The sequence below is a fragment of the Bradyrhizobium cosmicum genome (genome assembly GCF_032290525.1).
Classification (GTDB): domain Bacteria; phylum Pseudomonadota; class Alphaproteobacteria; order Rhizobiales; family Xanthobacteraceae; genus Bradyrhizobium; species Bradyrhizobium cosmicum_A.
The window spans coordinates 70,990-90,989 of the sequence record NZ_JASXTA010000001.1 but is presented as its reverse complement, the minus strand read 5'-3'; the positions used below and the strand labels follow the sequence as shown (position 1 = coordinate 90,989).

18 protein-coding genes are annotated in these 20,000 nt (G+C 64.7%); 7 read left to right on the top strand and 11 right to left on the bottom strand.

Going from position 1 to position 20,000, the window contains the following annotated elements:
- Nucleotides 1–129 precede the first annotated feature (129 nt).
- The 3 genes from QSV46_RS00390 (at nucleotide 130) to QSV46_RS00380 (ending at nucleotide 1,750) form a co-directional block, all read left to right on the top strand.
- Nucleotides 130–690: a thiamine pyrophosphate-binding protein gene (locus tag QSV46_RS00390; protein ID WP_314944804.1), complete on the top strand. Its 561-nt coding sequence runs from the start codon at nucleotides 130–132 to the stop codon at nucleotides 688–690.
- A gap of 8 nt (nucleotides 691–698) precedes the next feature.
- Nucleotides 699–1,295 (top strand): thiamine pyrophosphate-dependent enzyme, encoded by a 597-nt coding sequence (locus QSV46_RS00385; RefSeq protein ID WP_314944801.1) that lies wholly within the window; start codon nucleotides 699–701, stop codon nucleotides 1,293–1,295.
- Nucleotides 1,296–1,372: 77 nt separating this feature from the next.
- Nucleotides 1,373–1,750 carry a VanZ family protein gene (locus QSV46_RS00380; protein ID WP_314944798.1) on the top strand — a complete coding sequence of 126 codons (378 nt, stop codon included), beginning with the start codon at nucleotides 1,373–1,375 and terminating at the stop codon, nucleotides 1,748–1,750.
- 43 nt (nucleotides 1,751–1,793) lie between these two features.
- On the opposite strand, the gene QSV46_RS00375 is transcribed toward QSV46_RS00380, so the two are convergent.
- The 11 genes from QSV46_RS00375 to QSV46_RS00325 all read right to left on the bottom strand — a co-directional run bounded on the left by QSV46_RS00375 (nucleotide 1,794) and on the right by QSV46_RS00325 (nucleotide 14,824).
- Nucleotides 1,794–2,177 (bottom strand): DUF1236 domain-containing protein, encoded by a 384-nt coding sequence (locus QSV46_RS00375; RefSeq protein ID WP_314944795.1) that lies wholly within the window; start codon nucleotides 2,175–2,177, stop codon nucleotides 1,794–1,796.
- A 127-nt stretch (nucleotides 2,178–2,304) separates the two neighbouring features.
- Nucleotides 2,305–3,192, bottom strand: a complete 888-nt coding sequence (locus QSV46_RS00370) for a 2-hydroxy-3-oxopropionate reductase (protein ID WP_314946426.1) — start codon at nucleotides 3,190–3,192, stop codon at nucleotides 2,305–2,307.
- Between the two features lie 12 nt (nucleotides 3,193–3,204).
- Nucleotides 3,205–3,990 carry a hydroxypyruvate isomerase gene (gene hyi / locus QSV46_RS00365; RefSeq protein ID WP_314944792.1) on the bottom strand — a complete coding sequence of 262 codons (786 nt, stop codon included), beginning with the start codon at nucleotides 3,988–3,990 and terminating at the stop codon, nucleotides 3,205–3,207.
- Between the two features lie 12 nt (nucleotides 3,991–4,002).
- Entirely contained in the window at nucleotides 4,003–5,793 is a 1,791-nt protein-coding gene (gcl, locus tag QSV46_RS00360; protein ID WP_314944790.1) for a glyoxylate carboligase, read from the bottom strand.
- Nucleotides 5,794–5,944: 151 nt separating this feature from the next.
- Nucleotides 5,945–7,747 (bottom strand): adenine deaminase, encoded by a 1,803-nt coding sequence (locus QSV46_RS00355; protein ID WP_314944788.1) that lies wholly within the window; start codon nucleotides 7,745–7,747, stop codon nucleotides 5,945–5,947.
- Between the two features lie 85 nt (nucleotides 7,748–7,832).
- Nucleotides 7,833–8,633, bottom strand: a complete 801-nt coding sequence (locus QSV46_RS00350; protein WP_314944785.1) for an NYN domain-containing protein — start codon at nucleotides 8,631–8,633, stop codon at nucleotides 7,833–7,835.
- Nucleotides 8,634–8,685: 52 nt separating this feature from the next.
- Entirely contained in the window at nucleotides 8,686–10,185 is a 1,500-nt protein-coding gene (locus QSV46_RS00345; RefSeq protein ID WP_314944783.1) for a tripartite tricarboxylate transporter permease, read from the bottom strand.
- The gene (locus QSV46_RS00340; protein WP_314944781.1) at nucleotides 10,185–10,670 is read right to left on the bottom strand and encodes a tripartite tricarboxylate transporter TctB family protein; all 486 of its coding nucleotides are present in this window, start codon (nucleotides 10,668–10,670) and stop codon (nucleotides 10,185–10,187) included. The genes QSV46_RS00345 and QSV46_RS00340 overlap by 1 nt, the downstream gene beginning before the upstream one ends.
- Nucleotides 10,667–11,635, bottom strand: coding sequence for a tripartite tricarboxylate transporter substrate binding protein (locus QSV46_RS00335; RefSeq protein WP_314944778.1), 969 nt, complete (start codon nucleotides 11,633–11,635; stop codon nucleotides 10,667–10,669). The genes QSV46_RS00340 and QSV46_RS00335 overlap by 4 nt, the downstream gene beginning before the upstream one ends.
- Before the next feature lie 104 nt (nucleotides 11,636–11,739).
- Nucleotides 11,740–12,582 carry an IclR family transcriptional regulator gene (locus QSV46_RS00330; protein ID WP_314944775.1) on the bottom strand — a complete coding sequence of 281 codons (843 nt, stop codon included), beginning with the start codon at nucleotides 12,580–12,582 and terminating at the stop codon, nucleotides 11,740–11,742.
- A gap of 112 nt (nucleotides 12,583–12,694) precedes the next feature.
- Nucleotides 12,695–14,824 carry an acetate--CoA ligase family protein gene (locus QSV46_RS00325; protein WP_314944774.1) on the bottom strand — a complete coding sequence of 710 codons (2,130 nt, stop codon included), beginning with the start codon at nucleotides 14,822–14,824 and terminating at the stop codon, nucleotides 12,695–12,697.
- A gap of 346 nt (nucleotides 14,825–15,170) precedes the next feature.
- On the opposite strand from QSV46_RS00325, the gene QSV46_RS00320 reads away from it, so the two are divergent.
- The 4 genes from QSV46_RS00320 (at nucleotide 15,171) to QSV46_RS00305 (ending at nucleotide 19,989) form a co-directional block, all read left to right on the top strand.
- Complete coding sequence (locus QSV46_RS00320) at nucleotides 15,171–15,863, top strand: GntR family transcriptional regulator (RefSeq protein ID WP_314946425.1); 693 nt, start codon at nucleotides 15,171–15,173, stop codon at nucleotides 15,861–15,863.
- Between the two features lie 74 nt (nucleotides 15,864–15,937).
- Nucleotides 15,938–17,671: an oxalyl-CoA decarboxylase gene (gene oxc, locus QSV46_RS00315; RefSeq protein WP_314944772.1), complete on the top strand. Its 1,734-nt coding sequence runs from the start codon at nucleotides 15,938–15,940 to the stop codon at nucleotides 17,669–17,671.
- Between the two features lie 66 nt (nucleotides 17,672–17,737).
- The gene (gene frc / locus QSV46_RS00310; protein ID WP_314944770.1) at nucleotides 17,738–19,015 is read left to right on the top strand and encodes a formyl-CoA transferase; all 1,278 of its coding nucleotides are present in this window, start codon (nucleotides 17,738–17,740) and stop codon (nucleotides 19,013–19,015) included.
- Nucleotides 19,016–19,299: 284 nt separating this feature from the next.
- Complete coding sequence (locus tag QSV46_RS00305) at nucleotides 19,300–19,989, top strand: hypothetical protein (RefSeq protein ID WP_314944768.1); 690 nt, start codon at nucleotides 19,300–19,302, stop codon at nucleotides 19,987–19,989.
- The last annotated feature ends 11 nt before the right edge of the window (nucleotides 19,990–20,000 follow it).

The following is a 20,000-nucleotide window of genomic DNA, read 5'->3' as shown; positions in this document are numbered from 1 at the left end:
TGGCAGGCCGCCTGGCGCAGATCACGGTGCCGGCCCGGACATGTTGACAATCCCGCTGCCTGCGTCAAGTTCGGCGGGCCGCCGCGACGGCCAAAACCAAGAAGCACGCGCGGCTCAAGGGAGAACGCAATGGCGATTGCGGAACAGCAGACTCAGGCAACGCAGGGGTCCGGCGACAACAGCTGGCACGGCATCGTCCTGCAAACCCTGAAGCGAAACGAGATCAGCCTGATCCCATACGTGCCTGACCGCGTGCTGACGCCGCTGATCAGGAATCTGCACGCCGATCCCTTCTTCACCACCTTTGCCACCGCGCGCGAGGAGGAGGCCGTCGGCATCGTCTCGGGCGCCTGGATGGGCGGCCGGCGCGGCGCGGTGCTGATGCAGACCTCCGGCTTTGCCACACTTGCCAATGTGCTCGCCTCGCTCGCCGTGCCCTACCAGATCCCGCTGATCATGTTCGTCTCCGAGCGCGGCACGCTCGGCGAGTTCAATTACGGCCAGTCGCTGGTCTGCCGCACCATGCGCCCGGTGCTGGACTCGCTGGCGCTGGAGCACCACACCATCACCCGGCTCGACGAGCTCGAATTCATCGCCGACCGCTCGATCAAGCAAGCCGTCACCACGCAGGCGCCGGTGGCGCTGATCCTGAGCCCGCTGCTCACCGGCGGCAAGGTTTTCGACAAGTGAGGCGGGCGATGAACACTGGCAATACCAAGGTGATGAACCGCTTCGACGTGACCTCACGCCTGATCGCCAGGCTCAAGGACGAGGAAGCAGTGATCGGCGGCATCGGCAACACCAACTTCGACCTCTGGGCCGCCGGCCACCGCCCGCAGAATTTCTACATGCTGGGCAGCATGGGCCTCGCCTTCCCGATCGCGCTCGGCGTCGCGCTGGCGCAGCCCGGCCGCCGCGTCTTCGCGCTCGAGGGCGATGGCTCGCTGCTGATGCAGCTTGGCGCGCTCTCGACCATCGCGGCGCTGAAGCCGAAGAATCTCGTCATGATCGTGATGGACAACGGCATCTACCAGATCACCGGTGCGCAGCCGACGCCAGCCGCTGGTAGCGCCGACCTCGTCGCCATCGCCGCCGGTTCCGGGCTCGACAACAGTGCCTGGGCCGCGGACGAGGAGGATTTCGAGCGGCTGGTCGACGAGGCGCTGTCCGCCTCCGGGCCGAGCCTGATCGCCGTGCGCATCGACGACAAGCCGGGTGTCGGCACCACCCGCAGGGATCCCGTCCAGATCCGGGAACGCTTCATGCACGGCCTCGGCGTGCGCGAGCCCCTTTAACGTTTGGTCATTAACTACACGGCGATCTGATCCGCAGCCCGCGGCAGGTCCCTGCAAATGCGTGCTAAGCGGTGCGGATGTCCATTTTGGTCCGCGCCTTTGCCTGGCTGCTCGCCGCCGCCGTTAGCTTCGCAACTCTCGGCCCGCCGGGCCTGCGGCCCCATTCCGACCTCGGCCAGGACGGCGAGCATGCACTCGCCTTCATCCTGGTCGGGTTGACTTTCGGCCTCGCCTACCGGCAGCGACGCCTGACAATGGCGGCGGTCTCGGTCATCCTGATCGGCCTGCTCGAGCTGATGCAGTTTTGGGCGCCGGGCCGGCATGCGCGACTGGAGGACTTTTTGGTCGATGCCGGCACCGCCTGCATCGGCTTTGCGCTCGCAAGCGCAGCCGATTGGGCCATGACGCGCCTTCGGACAAGAACGTCCGTCACAAGCGAAGGCCCCGCGGAGTAACGCCCCGCAGGGCCCGTCTCTCTCAAACCGACGCTTGCTCTGATCAGTCGATGATCTTGACGACGCGGCGCGTCCGCGGCTCGACGATCACACGGCGATCATTCACGACCGCATAGCGATACTCGGTGTAGTTCGGCACCGGGCGCAGCACCACAGTCGGCGGCAGCGGCTCGCCGACGACGACGCGTTCGTGAACCACAACGGAGTCACTACGCGGGATTCCACCCAGAATCGCATTCGGGATTTCCAGGCCGGCGCCCACGGCCGCGCCAACGGTGCCGCCGACCATCGCGCCGACCGGTCCGCCGATGTCGCCGCCCGCGCGCGCGCCGTCCCTGGCGCCTTGTTCGGTCGTCGACTGGGCAAAGGCTGCGCTCGATGCCAGCAGCGAGGCGGCAGCCAGCGAAATCGCAAGACGGTTTTTCATATGCTTATGTCTCCAATGATTGTCATGCCGTTTCAACCCGCGGGACCGGACCATTGTTCCGGTTCCCGCGCGACGAAAGGCCAGGCCAAATCTGGAGCCAAACCTGGAGTATGTTACCGCGTAACACTCACGCCGTGGCGATCTCGTGCCCCGCCATCAATTCCAGCGCGCGCACCATCGCCGAGTGATCCCAGCCCTTGCCGCCATGTGCGGTGCAGGACGAGAACAATTGCTGCGCCACGGCCGTGCTCGGCAGCGACAGGCCGAGCGCACGCGCACCTTCGAGTGCGAGGTTGAGATCTTTCTGGTGCAGCTCGATGCGGAAGCCCGGATCGAAATTGCGCTTCACCATGCGCTCGCCATGCACTTCGAGAATGCGCGAGGACGCAAACCCGCCCATCAGCGCCTTGCGCACCAGCGCGGGGTCCGCGCCGGCCTTGGATGCGAACAGCAGCGCTTCGCTCACCGCCTCGATGGTCAGCGCGACGATGATCTGGTTGGCGACCTTTGTCGTCTGGCCGTCGCCATTGGCGCCGACATGCGTGACGTTCTTGCCCATCCTGTCGAAGATCGGCTTCATGGTGCCGAAGGCCCGCTCCGGCCCGCCGACCATGATGGTGAGGCTCGCCGCCTTGGCGCCGACCTCACCGCCCGAGACCGGCGCGTCGAGATAATCCGCGCCCAGTGCCTCGATCTTCCTGGCGAACTCCTTCGTCGCCAGCGGCGAGATCGAGCTCATGTCGACGACGATCTTGCCTTTGGAGATGCCGCTCGCAACGCCCTCCGTGCCGAACAGCACGGCCTCCACATGCGGCGTATCCGGCACCATGATGATGACGGCATCCGCCTCCTCTGCGACCTCCTTGGCCGACTTGCAGGAGATGCCGCCCGCTGCGATCAGCTCCGGCGCGACCGGCACAACGTCATGCAGGAGAACGCGATGGCCCGCGCTAAGGAGATGGCCGGCCATCGGCCGTCCCATGGTGCCAAGTCCGATGAAGCCGATGTCGATCATGTCACTCATTCCTCAGGTCTCGAACGTCTGCGCTGCATGCCACGAAAGGCCTTCCAGCGTCGTGGTGCGCGGCTTGTATTCGCAGCCGACCCAGCCGCGATAACCGATCGCGTCGAGGTGACGGAACAGGAAGGGATAGTTGATCTCGCCGGTGCCGGGCTCGTTGCGGCCTGGATTGTCGGCGAGCTGGATATGCGCGATCTGGGGGAGATATTCCTGCATGGTGCGGGCGAGATCGCCCTCCATGATCTGCATGTGATAGATATCGTACTGGATGAACAGGTTGTTCGACCGCACCTCCGAGATCAGCTGCACCGCCTGCTCGGTGCCGTTGAGATGGAAGCCGGGAATGTCGAGCGTATTGATCGGCTCGACCAGCAGCTTGATGTTCTCCCGTGCCAGCGTCGAGGCGGCAAAGCGCAAGTTTCCGACCAGCGTCTCGTTCAGCTCGCGCGGATCGGCATCGGCCGGCGCGATGCCGACGAGGCAGTTGAGCTGTTCGCAATCGAGCGCCTTGGCATAGTCGATGGCACGGAACACGCCGTCGCGGAATTCGCTGACGCGATCGGGCAGGATCGCGATGCCGCGCTCGCCGGCGGCCCAGTTTCCGGCGGGCAGATTGTGCAGCACCTGCGTCAGTCCATGGTCATCGAGCTGCTCACGGAGCTGCGCCTTGTCGAAATCGTAGGGGAAGAGATACTCGACCCCGGCAAAGCCCGCGGCCTTCGCCGCGGCAAAGCGGTCGATGAACGGCATCTCGTTGAAGAGCATAGTGAGGTTGGCGGCAAATTTCGGCATGATGCTGTTCCCCTATTCCGCCGGCTGAAGCACGCCGGGCCGCGCGGTCGCGACCTCGTCGAGCGGCAGATCCAGCACCTCCTCGAACTCGACGATGTTGTCGATCTCGGTGCCCATCGCGATGTTGGTGACGCGTTCGAGGATGAACTCGACCACCACGGGCACGCGGTGCTTCGCCATCAATTCGCGCGCGGTCGCGAACGCGGCCTGCGCGTCCTTGGGATCGGTGACGCGGATCGCCTTGCAACCGAGGCCTTCGGCGACCGCGACGTGGTCGACGCCGTAGCCGCCGAGCTCCGGCGCGTTGATGTTCTCGAAAGAGAGCTGGACGTGATAGTCCATGTCGAAACCGCGCTGCGCCTGGCGGATCAGCCCGAGATAGGAATTGTTCACGACCACGTGGATGTAGGGCAGATTGAACTGCGCCCCGACCGCGAGCTCCTCGATCAGGAACTGGAAGTCGTAGTCGCCGGACAGCGCCACGATCTCGCGATCGGGACACGCCGCGCGTACGCCAAGCGCTGCTGGCAGCGTCCAGCCGAGCGGACCCGCCTGCCCCGCATTGATCCAGTTGCGTGGGCGATAGACGCCAAGAAACTGCGCGCCGGCGATCTGTGACAGGCCGATCACGGTGACATAGGTGGTGTCGCGACCGAACGCCTTGTTCATCTCCTCGTACACGCGCTGCGGCTTGATCGGGACGTTGTCGAAATGGCTCTTGCGCAGCATCGTCTTCTTGCGATCGCGGCAGGCGGCGGGCCACGCCTGACGCTCGCGGAGCCTGCCTGACCGGCGCCACTCCCTGGCGACAGCGACGAACAGCTCGAGCGCGGCCTTGGCGTCCGAGACGATGCCGAGATCGGGATTGAACACGCGTCCGATCTGGGTCGGCTCGATGTCGACATGCACGAAGGTGCGGCCCTTGGTGTAGGTCTCGACCGAGCCGGTGTGGCGGTTGGCCCAGCGGTTGCCGATCCCGAGCACGAAGTCCGACTCCAGCATCGTGGCGTTACCATAGCGGTGGCTGGTCTGAAGACCGACCATGCCGGCCATCAGCACGTGATCGTCCGGAATGGCGCCCCAGCCCATCAGGGTTGGCACGACGGGCACGTTGGCGATCTCGGCGAATTCGACCAGCAGGTCCGAGGCATCGGCGTTGATGACGCCGCCACCCGCCACGATCAGCGGCCGCTCGGCGGCGTTGAGCATCTCCAATGCCTTCTCGACCTGCTTGCGGGTCGCAGCCGGCTTGTAGACCGGCAGCGGCTCATAGGTCTCGTCGTCGAACTCGATCTCGGTGAGCTGCACGTCGAGCGGCATGTCGATCAGGACCGGACCCGGCCTGCCCGAACGCATCACGTGAAACGCCTGGCTGAACACGCGCGGCACCAGCGCCGGCTCGCGCACCGTCACCGCCCATTTGGTCACGGGCTTTGCGATCGACTCGATGTCGACCGCCTGGAAATCCTCCTTGTAGAGCCGCGCCCGCGGCGCTTGCCCGGTGATGCAGAGGATCGGAATGGAATCGGCGATCGCCGAATAGAGCCCGGTGATCATGTCGGTGCCGGCCGGCCCCGAGGTGCCGATACAGACGCCGATATTGCCCGCCTTCGCCCGCGTATAGCCCTCCGCCATGTGGGAAGCGCCCTCGACGTGGCGGGCGAGAATGTGGCGGATCGAGCCGCGCTTCTTCAGCGCCGAATAGAGCGGGTTGATCGCGGCCCCGGGCACGCCGAAGGCGGTGGAGATGCCTTCCTTCTCCAGAATACGCACGGCTGCATCGATAGCTCGCATCTTCGCCATATCGGACCTCGCTCAAGTTGCGTCAGCGAGCGAGATCATCAGGCGCGCAAGATGCGATCTCAACGAGATCGATTTTATTTTCCACGATGCGGCAGCCGTGGAAAAAACATGGGTGCCTCAAGCGGTTAGAGCGCGATATCCGTGAAAGCGATCACTCGAACAGCGGCGCCAGCTCCATCTGCGGCACCAGCACGAGGCCCTTGTCGGTGATGCGAATTTCCGGAATGACCGATAGCGGAATCAGATTGAAGCCCATGTAGGGGATGGTGCAGCCGGCTTCCGCCCATTCCGTCTTCAGCACCTTGACCTGTTCGGCGACCTCCGTGACGCGCTTGTCGGACAAGAGCCCCGCGATGGGCAGGGGCACCAGCGCCCTCACCTTGCCGTCGGCCACGACGCAGACCGCGCCCTGCTGTGCCTTGATGGCCGCGATCGCGACCTGCATGTCGGGTTCGTTGGTGCCGGCGACGATGATGTTGTGGCTGTCATGCCCAACGCTGGAGGCGACCGCGCCGCGCTTGAGGCCAAAATCCTTCAGCAGGCCATGAGCGACATTGCCGGCCGACTTTCCGTGGCGCTCGACCACCGTGACGAAGCACAGGCCGTAGCGTGCGAACAGGGACGGCCAATCCTTTGCCGGCTCGATCTGGACCTTCTCGTGGATCAGCGTGATGCCCGGCAGCGCGGTCTTGATCGCGTTGACGGTGCAGGCCTTCGCCGGCAGCTCAGGCGCAAACTTCACCTTTTCAGGCAGCTTCACCGTTGCGTATGCTGCCTTCGGGTACTGATAGCGCTGCGACAGCGCCTGATCTAGCCGTGGCGTGATCTTGCGGTTCTCGACCACCAGTTCGCCGCCATACCAGGTGCATTGCGGCTTGAGCTGATCGTCCATCAGCACCAGATCGGCGCGGCGGCCACCGCCGAGCCCGCCGATATCGCTGTCCATGCCGAAGCGCGTGGCGCCATGGAGCGAACCCATCGACCAGGCCTGCTCCGGCGACATTCCCGCCTTCACGGCTTCACGCACCACCCAGTCGAGGCCGAACAGCAGCAGATCGTCGGCGTCGCGATCGTCGGTGCACACGGCGGTACGCTTGTGCGAGGCGCCAAGCTCGGTGATCGTCCGGATCGCCTGCGGCAGCGAATGCCAGGGCGTCGTCGGCGGGCCGCCGCGCAAAAATACCCAGACGCCGGCGTCGAGCAGATCGTCGGCGATGTCGCGATCGATCGCCTCATGGGTGTCGGTGACGCCGCTCGCCGCATAGGCCGCGACGAATTCGCGGCCATAGACGTGACCGGACACCGGCCGCCCGCGCTTCAAGGCGGCGGCGAGGATGGCGTGGCTGCGCTCGTCGCCCATGGTGACCGGGACAAAATCCATCTTCTCGCCGAGCCCGACCGCTTCGGGCCAGCGATCGAACAGGCCCGCGATCTTGTCCGGCGTGAGATCGCCGCCCGCGGTTTCCAGTTCCGGCTTGGTTGCGGGCACCGTCGAGGGAACCGTCAGGAAGATCGACAGCGGCGCCTCGCGCGCATCTTCGAGCATCGCCTCGACGCCGGCGACATCCATGACGTTGCCGATCTCGTGGCTGTCGCAGAAGATCGTGGTGGTGCCGTTGAGCAGCGCGGCCTCGGCATAGGCGCAGGCCGTCACCATCGAGGATTCGATATGAATGTGCGGATCGACCAGCCCCGGCGCGATGATGCCTCCGGCGGCGTCATAGAGTTGCACGTTGGGCCAGACCTTCTTCGCCGTCCCGGCCGGCTTCACCGCAGCGATGCGGCCGCCGGTGATCCAGACCTCGCGTTTGTCGTGGATGCGCTCCGAATAGGTCGAGAGTACCCGCGCGCCCGTGACGACGAGGTCCGGCGCGACCCGCGCGGAGGCCACGTCAGCCAGACGCCGTGTCATTGAATGCAGGGGTGCGACGGCGAAGCGGGTAATTTTGGTCATCTGGACCCTCGCATGGCGTTATGGCCATGCGATGGTTACGCCCCGCGCCAGACCGGGCAAGCTCAAATATAGCGGCAGGCCCTGCTTACGCCTTAGGCGGCGAACCGCCCGCCGCCCCCGACCTTGCAGGTCTGCGCGAGTTCCGCCTCCTCGGGACCGGTGCGGCAGCGGGCTTGACCCGAATCCGCATCGACCTTCCGTTCTGCTCGTCGATTTCGAACGAATTCGTCTTGCGCACGAGGTCACTCAGCTTGCGGAAGCCAAACGTTCTCGGATCGAAATCGGAAGCGAGATTGGCAAGCTGGCGGCCGACTTCCCCAAGCGTCACCCAGCCGTCCTCGCTCTCCATCTGGGTAATGACCTTCTTGATAATTGGGGTGGCGGCATCAAGCGGCTGAAGCGACGCCGATCGCGAGGCGGCCTCCTGCGTATTCGCCGGAGCGGCCAGCAGGTTCTCGGTGTACACGAACCTTCGGCAGGCCTGCCTGAAACTTTCCGGCGTCTTCTGCTCGCCGAACCCGAAGACGTCGACGCCCTGCTCACGGATGCGGGCGGCCAGACGGGTGAAGTCGCTGTCGGAAGAGACCAGGCAAAAGCCGTCGAACCGGCCGCTGTGAAGCAGGTCCATCGCGTCGATCACCAGCGTGATGTCGGAGGCATTCTTCCCCGTCGTATAGGCGAACTGCTGCTGCGGGATGATGGCGTGCTTCGACAGGATGTCGGCCCACGCCCTGGATCGCGTATGGGAGAAGTCGCCATAGATGCGGCGAACGCTGGCCTCGCCGATCTTGGCGATCTCCTCGAACAGTCCATCGGCGATCTTCGCGGAGGCATTGTCGGCATCGATCAGGACGGCAAGACGAGGCGAACGGAGCTCAGACGGCATGACATTCCCCACGAGATCGGCGCAGCATCGGAAAGCAGGTGCGTCGGGATGGCTAGTCCTCGTTCGCCTTGAAGCGTCCCATCCCCTTGAGCACGAAAGGTGCCAGCAGCGCAATCAGCGCGAGGCCAAGCAGCGTCGCCGAGATCGGGCTCTGCAGCAGCGTCATGGGATCACCAAGGCTGATCGCGAGCGCGCGGCGCAATTGGCTCTCGGCGATCGGGCCGAGAATCAGGCCGACGACAACGGGCGCGATCGGAAAATCGAACCGGCGCATCAGGAAGCCGAGCACGCCGAAGCCGGCCAGCATCGACAATTCGACCACCGACGGCTTTGCGGCGATGGTGCCCATGGTCGCGAAGACGAGGATGCCGGCATAGAGCCAGGGCTGCGGGATCGCCAGCAGCCGCACCCACAGGCCGACCAGCGGCAGATTGAGCACCAGCAGCATGCAGTTGGCAATGAACAGGCTTGCGATCAGGCCCCACACCAGGTCCGGCCGCTCGGCAAACAGCAGTGGGCCAGGGTTGAGGCCGTATTGCTGGAAGCCGGCCAGCATCATCGCGGCGGTTGCCGACGTCGGCAAACCCAAAGTCAACAGTGGCACCAGCGTGCCGGCGGCGGACGCGTTGTTGGCGGCCTCGGGTCCCGCGACGCCTTCGATCGCGCCCTTGCCGAACTCTTCCGGATGTTTTGTGAGACGCTTCTCGGTCGAATAGGACAGGAAGGTCGGGATCTCCGCCCCACCTGCGGGCAACGCGCCGATGGGGAAACCAAACATCGTGCCGCGCAGCCACGGCTTCCAAGACCGCTTCCAGTCTTCTTTTGTCATCCATAGCGAGCCGCGCACCGGTTCGAGCTTCTCCTCGGCATGGTGACGGCGCGATGCGACATAGAGCGCTTCGCCCAGCGCGAACAGGCCGACCGCAAGCGTCGTCACCTCGACGCCGTCGAGCAATTCAGGGACGCCGAACGCAAGCCGCGCCTGTCCCGTCAGCTTGTCGATGCCGACGAGGCCGAGCGTCAGGCCGATGAACAGGCTGGTCAGGCCGCGGATCGGGGAATCGCCGAAAGTCGCCGACACCGTGACGAAGGCGACGCACATCAGCGCGAAATAATCCTCAGGGCCAAAGCGCACGGCGAAATCGACCAGCCACGGCGCGAGGAAGGCCAAGCCAATGGTGGCGATGGTGCCGGCGACGAAGGAGCCGATCGCGGAGGTCGCCAGCGCCGGTCCGCCGCGGCCGGCCTTGGCCATCTTGTTGCCTTCGAGCGCGGTCGCCATCGAGGCGCTCTCGCCGGGCGTGTTGATCAGGATCGCGGTGGTCGATCCGCCATACATGCCGCCATAATAGATGCCGGCGAACATGATCAGCGAGCCGCCCGGGTCGAGCTTGTAGGTGACCGGCAACAGCAGCGCGACCGTCAGCGCCGGCCCGATGCCGGGCAGCACGCCGACGGCGGTGCCGAGGAACACGCCGATCAGCGCATAGAGCAGGTTCATCGGCTGGACGGCGACCGCCATGCCATGGGCCAGCGCGGCAAAAGTGTCCATCACAGCAGTCGCTCCAGCGGGCCGGTCGGAAGGCTCAACGTCAACAGGCGGTCGAACGCGAGATAGATCAGGGTCGACATCACGAGGGCGATGATGCTGTCGACGAGGATGGCCCGGCGCCCGAACGCGGCCGACGTCGTCACGAACAGCGCCGACGTCGCCAGGATGAAGCCGCCGCCAAAGCCGATGATGGCGATCAGCAGCGCAAGGCCGAAGAGGATCAACGCCACGGGCACCGGGTCGGCGCTCTCGCGGGCCGGCAGATTGCCGCGTAGCGCATCGATGAAATTGCCGATCGCGAGCAGCGCGAGGCCACAGGCGATCACGACCGGCATCGCCTCCGGCCCCATCCCGTACATCGAGGTCGATTGGAGGCCGCGTGCGTCCCAGACCAGCACCGCGGCAAGACCCGCGAGCAGTGCAGCGATGATGATGCCTGCGCGATCGACGCGCCGCGGCGGCTGGGCGGGATCGCCTGACGTCATGACTTGACCAGGCCGACTGACCTCAGCACGTCGGTGACGCGCACCGTTTCCTTCTTCAGGAAGTCGGCAAAAGCGTCACCGCCGAGATAAGCATCCTCCCAGCCCTTCTGCTTCAGGATGTCCTTCCAGGCGTCCGACTTCACCATCTTCTCGACCGCATCGCTCAAGGTCTTGCGCTGCTCCGGCGTGATGCCGGGAGGCGCGACCACCGAACGCCAGTTGGCGATCACGAGGTCGATGCCCTGCTCCTTGAAGGTCGGGATGTCGCTGCCCGCAATACGCTTCTCCGAGGTCACGCCGATGGCGCGGAGCTTGCCGGACTTGATCTGCCCCTCATATTCGCTCAGCCCCGAAATGCCGGCGGTGACCTTGCCGCCGAGGATCGCGGCGAGCGATTCGCCGCCACCGGAGAACGGGATGTAGTTGATCTTCTTGGCGTCGGCGCCGACGGCACCGGCGAACAACGCCGCCATCACATGGTCGACGCCGCCGGCCGAGCCGCCGGCGAAGGTCACCTTGGCGATATCGGCCTTCACAGCGGCGGCCAGATCCTGCGCAGTCTTGATCGGCGAATTTGCGGGAACCACGATCACCTGGATTTCCTCGGTGAGGCGCGCGATCGGCGTCACCTGCTCGAGAGTGACAGGCGACTTGTTCATGGCGAGCGCGCCCACCATGACGAAGCCGTTGACCATCATCTGGTTGCCGTCGCCCTTGGCGCCGTTGACGAATTGGGCGATGCCGACGCTGCCGCCAGCGCCGGCAACGTTGGTGACCTGCACGCTGCGCGCGACGCCGGAAGCGACCAACGCCTGCTGCATCGAGCGCGCGGTCTGGTCCCAGCCCCCGCCCGGCGCCGCCGGCGCCATCAGCTTGAGCTCGAGCTGCTGGGCAACGGCCGGATCGGCTGCCGCGAGGGTCAGCGCAACGACTGCGCCGAAAAGGCGCGCGGGGAGTTGAAACATGGGGGCATCTCCAGGCTCATGCGGACGTTTGCCGCATTGTGTCGTTTGGTCGCATATCAGCCAAAACGGCCGACGCTGTCCAGTGACATCCCCCGGGTTTCCGGTCAGCGGGGCGCCGGAATTGCCCCGCCGAGCGCGGCCGTCAGCTCGGCAGCAACATCCCGGACGATCTGCCCGATTTCCGGCAACCTCTGATCGGTCAGCCGGCTGGTCATGCCGGAGACCGAAATCGCCCCGAGCGGCTCGGCGCAGTCGTTGTAGACGACGGCGGCAACACAGCGCAGGCCCATGCAGGCCTCTTCATCATCGAGCGCATAGCCCTGCTTGCGGATCTTTTCGAGCTCCTTGAACAGATCGCCCGGCCGGACGATCGACTTCTCGGTCAGGCGGGGCATGCCGTGATGGCGGATGACGGCGCCGACGTCCTCATCCGAATAGGTTGCGAGCACCGCCTTGCCGACGCCTGATGTCACCATGGGAACGCGGCCGCCGACCTGGGTCAGCGAGCGCATGATCTCGCGGCTCTCCATGCGGGTCAGCACGATGATGAACTCGTCGTCGACCACGGCGAGATTGGCGGTCTCGCGGGTGAGATCGCGCAGCTTGCGCAGGTAGGGAATCGCCTGCGCGGAGAAATTGCGCCGCCGCGCGAAGCTCGCGCCGACCGTGAAGCTGCGCACGCCGACATGCCATTTGGATTCGGCACGGTCGAACTGCACGAAGCGGCGGCTCTCCAGCGTGGCGAGCAGACGGTGGACGGTCGAGGCCGACAGGCCGGTGCGAACGGCAAGATCGCTGAGGCGATAGCCTTCGTCGTCCTCGGACAATGTCTCGAGGATCGAGAGTGCCCGGTCGACGGACTGCACGCCACCGTCGCGCGCGTCATGATCGGCCTCCGATGGCGACCGGGGCTCGAGAGATTTGCGCCGGATCACGTTCCTGCTCATCGCGACCTGCCGCTTTGGCTATCGTCATTCCGGGGCGCGCGTAAGCGCGAACCCGGAATCTCGAGATCCCGGGTTCGATGCTGCGCATCGCCCCGGGATGACAAGATAACGCTCAGAGCAGCCCTGCCCCGCGCGCCCATTTGTATTTGGCGCCGAGGACCTCGACCGGAAGCTCGGTCGAATAGGCGTAGGCCGGGATGCCGTTCTGGTAGAGATATTCGGCAGCCTCCTCGACCTCGACGTCGCCGGCGAGCGAGGCGACGATCGGCTTCACGAAGCCCTTGGCCTCCATCTCTTTCTTCACCTCGACCATGTTGCGGGCGAACACCATCGGCGGCGTGACGATGGTGTGCCAGTAGCCGAGGATCAGCGAGTGAATGCGCTCGTCCGACAGGCCGAGCTTCACCGTATTGACGTAGGTGATCGGCGGCTCGCCGCCGGTGATATCCACAGGATTTCCGGCCGCGCCGAACGGCGGGATGAATTTGCGGAAGGCCGCATCCAGATCCGGCGGCATCGACATCAGCGACAGGCCGTTGTCGACGCAGGAGTCCGACAGCAGCACGCCCGAGCCGCCCGCACCGGTGATGATCAGCACGTTCTCGCCCTTCGGCGTCGGCAGCACCGGCACGCCGCGGGCGAATTCGAGCAGCTGCCGCAGGGACCGGGCGCGGATCACGCCGGACTGCGCCAGGACGTCCTCGTAGATCTTGTCGTTACCGGCGAGCGCTCCGGTATGCGAGGACGCCGCCTTGGCGCCGGCCGAGGTGCGGCCGGCCTTGAGCACGACGACGGGCTTCTTCTTGGAGACGCGCTTGGCGGCTTCCGCGAAGGCGCGGCCGTCCTTGAGGTCCTCGCAATGCTGCGCGATGATCGCCGTGTTCGGATCCTGTTCGAAGAAGGCGAGCAGATCGTCCTCGTCGATATCAGACTTGTTGCCGAGGCCGACGATCGCCGAGACGCCCATTTTCGCCGAGCGTGAGAAGCCGATGATCGCCATGCCGATGCCGCCGGACTGCGACGATAGCGCCGCCGAGCCCTTGACGTCGTAGGCGGTACAGAAGGTCGCGCAGAGATTGGCGGGCGTATAGTAGAAGCCGTAGATGTTCGGCCCCATCAGGCGGATGTCGTACTTCTTGCCGACCTCGACGATCTCGGCCTGCAGCTCCGGCGCGCCGGCTTCCGCAAAACCCGACGGGATCAGCACCGCGCCGGGAATTTTCTTTTCGCCGCATTCGGTGAGCGCAGCTGCCACGAATTTCGCGGGGATCGCGAACACGGCCGTGTCGATCACACCCGGCACGTCCTTGACGCTCTTGTAGGCCTTGTAGCCGAGGATCTCAGCGGCCTTGGGATGGATCGGGTAGATGTCGCCCTTGTAGCCGCCGTTGATGAGGTTCTTCATCACGGAGTTACCGATCTTGCCGTCCTCGGCGGACGCGCCGACCACGGCGACGGCCTTCGGCTGCATGATGCGGCTCATGGCCGCGACGATCTCTTCGGTCGGGCGCGGCTTCGGCTTCGGAACATAGGCGAAATCGACGACGATGCGGACGTCGGCAGCAATCGCGTCCTTCGCCGTCGCGAACACCGGGTTGAGGTCGAGCTCGACGATCTCCGGGAAATCGGTGACGAGCTGCGAGACCTTGACGATGACGTCGGCCAGCGCGTTGCGGTTCACCGGCTCGCCGCCGCGAACGCCCTTCAGGATTTCGTGCGCCTGGATGCCGTCGAGCATCGAGAGCGCGTCTTGCTTGGTCGCGGGCGCGAGGCGGAAGGTAATGTCCTTCAACACTTCGACCAGCACCCCGCCGAGGCCGAAGGCAACCAGCTTGCCGAACGAGCCGTCGGTGATCGAGCCGACGATGACCTCGGTGCCGCCGGCTAGCATCTGCTGCACCTGCACGCCTTCGATCTTGGCATCGGACTTGTATTTCCTGGCATTGCCGAGAATGGTCTCGTAGGCCTTCTCGGCATCCTCGGCCGTCTTGAGACCGACGATGACGCCGCCGGCTTCGGTCTTGTGGAGAATGTCCGGCGAGACGATCTTCATCACCACCGGGAAGCCCATCGACGAGGCCATCTTGCCGGCCTCACCTGCCGACTTCGCCACGCCTTCCTTCGGCACGGGAATGCCGTAGGCGTCGCAGACCAGCTTGCCTTCCGGCGCCGTCAGGCTGGTGCGGTTGTCCGCCTTGACCTGGTCAAGCACCTTGCGGACGGCATCTTTGGAATTGGACATGTGGCTTCTCCCTTGACCTAGTTCGTTCTTTGCAAAGCGCGCACGTGTTGCGGCTGCCCGTGATGCTTGCCATTCGCCGCGCTCTGTTCCATGTCGCGGAACGGAGCGGCATAAAGCCGAGGCTACTCCGCCGCTGTGGATCAAAAATGGCTGACGATGGCATTTGGTATGCCAGAAGCCAATTTGTCAAGCGATCGCACTGCCCAGAATGCTGCAAAAAATAGGCAGCTTGACATTCTGGCATTTGGTATGCCAAAAACTTTCCCGTTATATTCCTGTAAAAGACGACTCCCACTGGAGGAGATTCGTCGTGTCACTGCGGAAACCAACCAAGGCGTTGCCGAACATGGCCGAGGCAGATATCGCAATCGTTCGTATTGCCCCGGAGAGCAGCTTCAAGAACAAGGCGTATGACGCCTTGAAGGAAGCCATCCTCAAGATGGACATCTACTCGACGCCCGAGCCGGTGATGCTCGACGAGCGCGCGCTGTCCGAACGTCTCGGCGTCAGCCGCACACCCATCCGCGAAGCCATCGCGATGCTCGAGCAGGACGGTTTCGTGAAGACCGTTCCGCGCCGCGGCATCATGGTGGTGCGCCGGACCAAGAGCGAGATCGTCGACATGATCCGCGCCTGGGCGGCGCTGGAGAGCATGGCGGCGCGTCTCATCACCACGACCGCACGCAAGAAGGACATCACGGCGCTGCGCGACTACTTCAAGGACTTCAACAAGGACCGGCTGCCCGAGGATCACGTCGAAGAGTATTCGCGCGCCAACATCGCCTTCCACCAGGCGCTGATCTCGCTGTCGGAATCTCCCGTGCTGGTCGATCTCACCAACGATCTGCTGTTGCATGTGCGCGGCTATCGCCAGCTGACCATCGGACGCAAGGATCGCACCGCGACCTCCCTGCCCGAGCATCTCGGCATGATCGAAGCACTCGAGGCGCGCGACACCGAGCTCGCCGAGAAGCGCGCCCGCGACCACACCCTTGGCCTTGCCGCTTACGTCGAAGCGCACGGTCAGGAACTGTTCTAGCAACGTTCACCAGAAGGGCGAAACATTCGCCCGCGAAGCCTAAACGGCATATTGAGACCAGGGAGACAAGGCCCATGCTGAACACCGCGACCAAGTCCGAGGCACCGGGCACCGAGCAGGAATTGACGGATGGTTTTCATCTCGTCATTGACGCGCTCAAGCTGAACGGCATCAACACCATCTATAATGTGCCGGGCATCCCGATCACGGATTTGGGCCGTATGGCGCAGGCCGCCGGCATTCGCGTGATCTCCTTCCGCCACGAGCAGAACGCCGGATACGCCGCGGGCATCGCCGGCTACCTCACCAAGAAGCCCGGCGTCTGCCTCACGGTCTCGGCGCCCGGCTTTCTCAACGGTCTCACCGCGCTCGCTCACGCCACCACCAACTGCTACCCGATGATCCTGGTCTCGGGCTCCTCGGAGCGCGAGATCGTCGACCTCCAGCAGGGCGACTATGAGGAAATGGACCAGCTCGCGATAGCCAAGCCGCTGTGCAAGGCGGCGTATCGCGTGCTGCACGCCCAGGACATCGGCATCGGCTTTGCCCGCGCCATCCGCGCCGCAGTCTCGGGTCGTCCCGGCGGCGTCTATCTCGACCTGCCGGCAAAGCTGTTCGGCCAGGTAATGAACGCCGAGGCCGGCCAAAAGTCGCTGGTCAAGGTGATCGATGCTGCGCCCGCGCAGATCCCCTCGCCCGCTTCGATCAAGCGCGCGCTCGACGTGCTCAAGAGCGCAAAACGTCCGCTCATCATCCTCGGCAAGGGCGCGGCCTATGCGCAGGCCGATGAGGAGATCAAGAGCTTCGTCGAGAAGAGCGGCGTGCCGTTCCTCCCCATGAGCATGGCCAAGGGCCTGCTGCCCGACACCCATCCGCAATGCGCCGGCGCAGCCCGCTCGACCGTGCTGAAGGACTCCGACGTCGTGCTGCTGATCGGCGCGCGGCTGAACTGGCTGCTCTCGCACGGCAAAGGCAAGAGCTGGGGCGAAACGCCCAAGAAATTCATCCAGGTCGACATCGAGCCACGGGAAATGGACTCCAACGTCGAGATCGTCGCGCCCGTGGTCGGCGATATCGGCTCGGTCGTCTCCGCCTTCAACCAGGCGATCAGCGCGGGCTGGACCGCGCCGCCCGCGGAATGGACCAAAGCCATCGTGTCGAAGCGCGACGAGAACGTCGCCAAGATGGCGCCGAAGCTCATGAACAACAAGTCGCCGATGGACTATCACGGCGCGCTCGGCGTGCTGAAGAACGTCATCAAGGAATATCCCGAGGCGATCCTCGTCAACGAAGGCGCCAACACGCTCGACCTCGCCCGCGGCGTGATCGACATGTACAAGCCGCGCAAGCGTCTCGACGTCGGCACCTGGGGCGTGATGGGCATCGGCATGGGCCAGGCGATCGCCGCCACGCTCGAGACCGGCCATCCCGTGCTGGCGGTGGAAGGCGACTCGGCTTTCGGTTTCTCCGGCATGGAGATCGAGACCATCTGCCGCTACAACCTTCCGATCTGCGTCGTCATCTTCAACAATGACGGCATCTATCGCGGCACCGACGTCAACAGCGTCAACGCCGACCCGGCGACCACCGTGTTCGTCAAGGGCGCCCGCTACGACAAGATGATGGAAGCCTTTGGCGGCGTCGGCGTGAACGCCACCTCGCCGGACGAGCTCAAGCGCGCCGTCAACGAAGCCATGGCGTCGGGCAAGCCGACGCTCATCAACGCGGTGATCGATCCGGCCGCGGGCTCGGAGAGCGGCCGCATCGGCAACCTCAATCCGCAGAGCGTCTTGCAGAAGAAGAAGTAAGTCCTCCCCTTCAACCCTTTATTCCCTGCCGGGTGCAGGGGCAGACAGAGTATACGGAGCAACACGATGACCAAAGCGCTCACGGGCGTTCGCATTCTCGACTTCACCCACGTCCAGTCCGGACCGACCTGCACGCAGCTGCTCGCCTGGTTCGGCGCCGACGTGATCAAGGTCGAGCGTCCGGGCGTGGGTGACATCACCCGCGGCCAGCTGCAGGACATCCCGAATGTGGACAGCCTGTATTTCACCATGCTCAACCACAACAAGCGCTCGATCACGCTCGACACCAAGAACCCCAAGGGCAAGGAAGTCCTCACCGAGCTGATCAAGAAGTGCGACGTGCTGGTGGAAAACTTCGGCCCCGGCGTGCTCGACCGCATGGGCTTCCCCTGGGAGAAGATCCAGGCGATCAATCCGAAGATGATCGTCGCCTCGATCAAGGGCTTCGGCCCCGGCCCCTATGAAGACTGCAAGGTCTATGAGAACGTCGCGCAATGCACCGGCGGCGCCGCCTCCACCACCGGCTTCCGCGACGGCCTGCCGCTCGTCACCGGCGCGCAGATCGGCGACAGCGGCACCGGCCTGCATCTGGCGCTCGGCATCGTCACCGCGCTCTACCAGCGTACGCATTCGGGCAAGGGCCAGCGCGTCACCGCCGCGATGCAGGACGGCGTGCTCAATCTCGCCCGCGTCAAGCTGCGCGACCAGCAGCGCCTCGCCCACGGCCCGCTCAAGGAGTACAGCCAGTTCGGTGAAGGCATTCCGTTCGGCGACGCCGTGCCGCGCGCCGGCAACGATTCCGGCGGCGGCCAGCCCGGCCGCATCCTGAAGTGCAAGGGCTGGGAGACCGATCCCAACGCCTACATCTACTTCATCACCCAGGCCCCGGTCTGGGAAAAGATCTGCGATGTGATCGGCGAGCCGACCTGGAAGACCGATCCCAACTACGCCAAGCCGGCGGCGCGCCTGCCGCGGCTCAACGAGATCTTCGGCCGCATCGAGCAGTGGACGATGACCAAGACCAAGTTCGAGGCGATGGAGATCCTGAACAAGGACGACATCCCCTGCGGCCCGATCCTGTCGATGAAGGAGATCGCCGAGGACCAGTCGCTGCGCGCGACCGGCACGGTGGTCGAGGTCGATCACCCCACCCGCGGCAAGTACATCTCGGTCGGCAACCCGATCAAGCTGTCGGATTCCCCGAGCGACGTCGAGCGTTCGCCGCTGCTCGGCGAGCACACCGACGAGATCCTGCGCTCGGTGCTCGGCTTCAGCGATCACCAGGTCGCCGAGATCCACAAGTCCGGCGCGCTCGATCCGCCGCAGAAGCAGGCCGCGGAGTAAGCGGCATTGATCTGAACACAAACGAAAGGGCCGCCCGAAGGGGCGGCCCTTTTTGCATGAGATGGCGCAGGCACAAAGCCAAAAACGGAAAAACAACCCCATGCACAGTAGCCAACCCTCTGGCGACAAACGAATTTCGTATTTTACGAAACTCCTTTGACGCGTCGGGCAAAACAGGGGTATTATGCCATCATCCAAAAAGCTGATGGCGTACCCAGCGAAGAGCACTTCGAAGCACCGCAACGCCGGGCGCAGGCAAGGTGCAGCAAAACAGGGAGGTCAGCATGTCACTGCTCGGCAAGGCCGCCGTCGCGATGTGGTGGAGCGTTCGCTCCGAGCAACGCAGCGAGTTCGGCGACTGGCATTCGCACGAGCACTTTCCGGAGCGGATGAGCATTCCCGGCTTCCGCCGCGGATCGCGCTGGACCAGCACGACGGACGCGGAAGGTTTCTTCGTGCTCTACGAGTTGGAGCAACACGAGACCCTGTCGTCGAAGGGATATCTCGATCGCCTCGACGCGCCGACGCCGTGGTCGACGAAGATGATGCCGCATCATCTCGGCATGGTCCGCAGCCAGTGCCGTGTCGCCGCGAGCTTTGGCGGTGGGATCGCATGCTCGCTCGCCACCATCAGGCTGTCGCCGGAAGTCGGACGCGCTGCGGAGCTGCAGGCACACCTCCTCGATACGCTCGGCGCCCTCGCATCGCAGCCGGGACTAACGGGCGCCCACCTCCTCCTGACCGATACGCCGCGAACGAGTTCGCCGACGACCGAACAGCAGATCCGGGGAAAGGACGGCGCCGCCGACTGGATCGTGCTGCTGTCAGGCTACGACCCCGAAATCATTGAGGCTGCGATCGCCAGCCCGCTTTCGCCGTCGTCGCTTGGCGCTCTGGGTGCGCAAGACAATCCCATGATCGGCCGCTATCGGCTCGGCTTCACGATGACGCCGCAGGATGTGGGGACGAGTTGATCGATCGTCAT

Coding starts and splice junctions, on each gene's coding strand:
- QSV46_RS00325 (WP_314944774.1), bottom strand. CDS start 14,824: ATGTCCAATTCCAAAGATGCCGTCCGCAAGGTGCTTGACCAGGTCAAG.
- QSV46_RS00340 (WP_314944781.1), bottom strand. CDS start 10,670: ATGACGTCAGGCGATCCCGCCCAGCCGCCGCGGCGCGTCGATCGCGCA.
- QSV46_RS00305 (WP_314944768.1), top strand. CDS start 19,300: ATGTCACTGCTCGGCAAGGCCGCCGTCGCGATGTGGTGGAGCGTTCGC.
- oxc (WP_314944772.1), top strand. CDS start 15,938: ATGCTGAACACCGCGACCAAGTCCGAGGCACCGGGCACCGAGCAGGAA.
- QSV46_RS00375 (WP_314944795.1), bottom strand. CDS start 2,177: ATGAAAAACCGTCTTGCGATTTCGCTGGCTGCCGCCTCGCTGCTGGCA.
- QSV46_RS00355 (WP_314944788.1), bottom strand. CDS start 7,747: ATGACCAAAATTACCCGCTTCGCCGTCGCACCCCTGCATTCAATGACA.
- QSV46_RS00320 (WP_314946425.1), top strand. CDS start 15,171: ATGGCCGAGGCAGATATCGCAATCGTTCGTATTGCCCCGGAGAGCAGC.
- QSV46_RS00350 (WP_314944785.1), bottom strand. CDS start 8,633: ATGCCGTCTGAGCTCCGTTCGCCTCGTCTTGCCGTCCTGATCGATGCC.
- QSV46_RS00330 (WP_314944775.1), bottom strand. CDS start 12,582: ATGAGCAGGAACGTGATCCGGCGCAAATCTCTCGAGCCCCGGTCGCCA.
- QSV46_RS00345 (WP_314944783.1), bottom strand. CDS start 10,185: ATGGACACTTTTGCCGCGCTGGCCCATGGCATGGCGGTCGCCGTCCAG.
- QSV46_RS00385 (WP_314944801.1), top strand. CDS start 699: ATGAACACTGGCAATACCAAGGTGATGAACCGCTTCGACGTGACCTCA.
- gcl (WP_314944790.1), bottom strand. CDS start 5,793: ATGGCGAAGATGCGAGCTATCGATGCAGCCGTGCGTATTCTGGAGAAG.
- QSV46_RS00335 (WP_314944778.1), bottom strand. CDS start 11,635: ATGTTTCAACTCCCCGCGCGCCTTTTCGGCGCAGTCGTTGCGCTGACC.
- hyi (WP_314944792.1), bottom strand. CDS start 3,990: ATGCCGAAATTTGCCGCCAACCTCACTATGCTCTTCAACGAGATGCCG.
- QSV46_RS00380 (WP_314944798.1), top strand. CDS start 1,373: ATGTCCATTTTGGTCCGCGCCTTTGCCTGGCTGCTCGCCGCCGCCGTT.
- QSV46_RS00390 (WP_314944804.1), top strand. CDS start 130: ATGGCGATTGCGGAACAGCAGACTCAGGCAACGCAGGGGTCCGGCGAC.
- QSV46_RS00370 (WP_314946426.1), bottom strand. CDS start 3,192: ATGATCGACATCGGCTTCATCGGACTTGGCACCATGGGACGGCCGATG.
- frc (WP_314944770.1), top strand. CDS start 17,738: ATGACCAAAGCGCTCACGGGCGTTCGCATTCTCGACTTCACCCACGTC.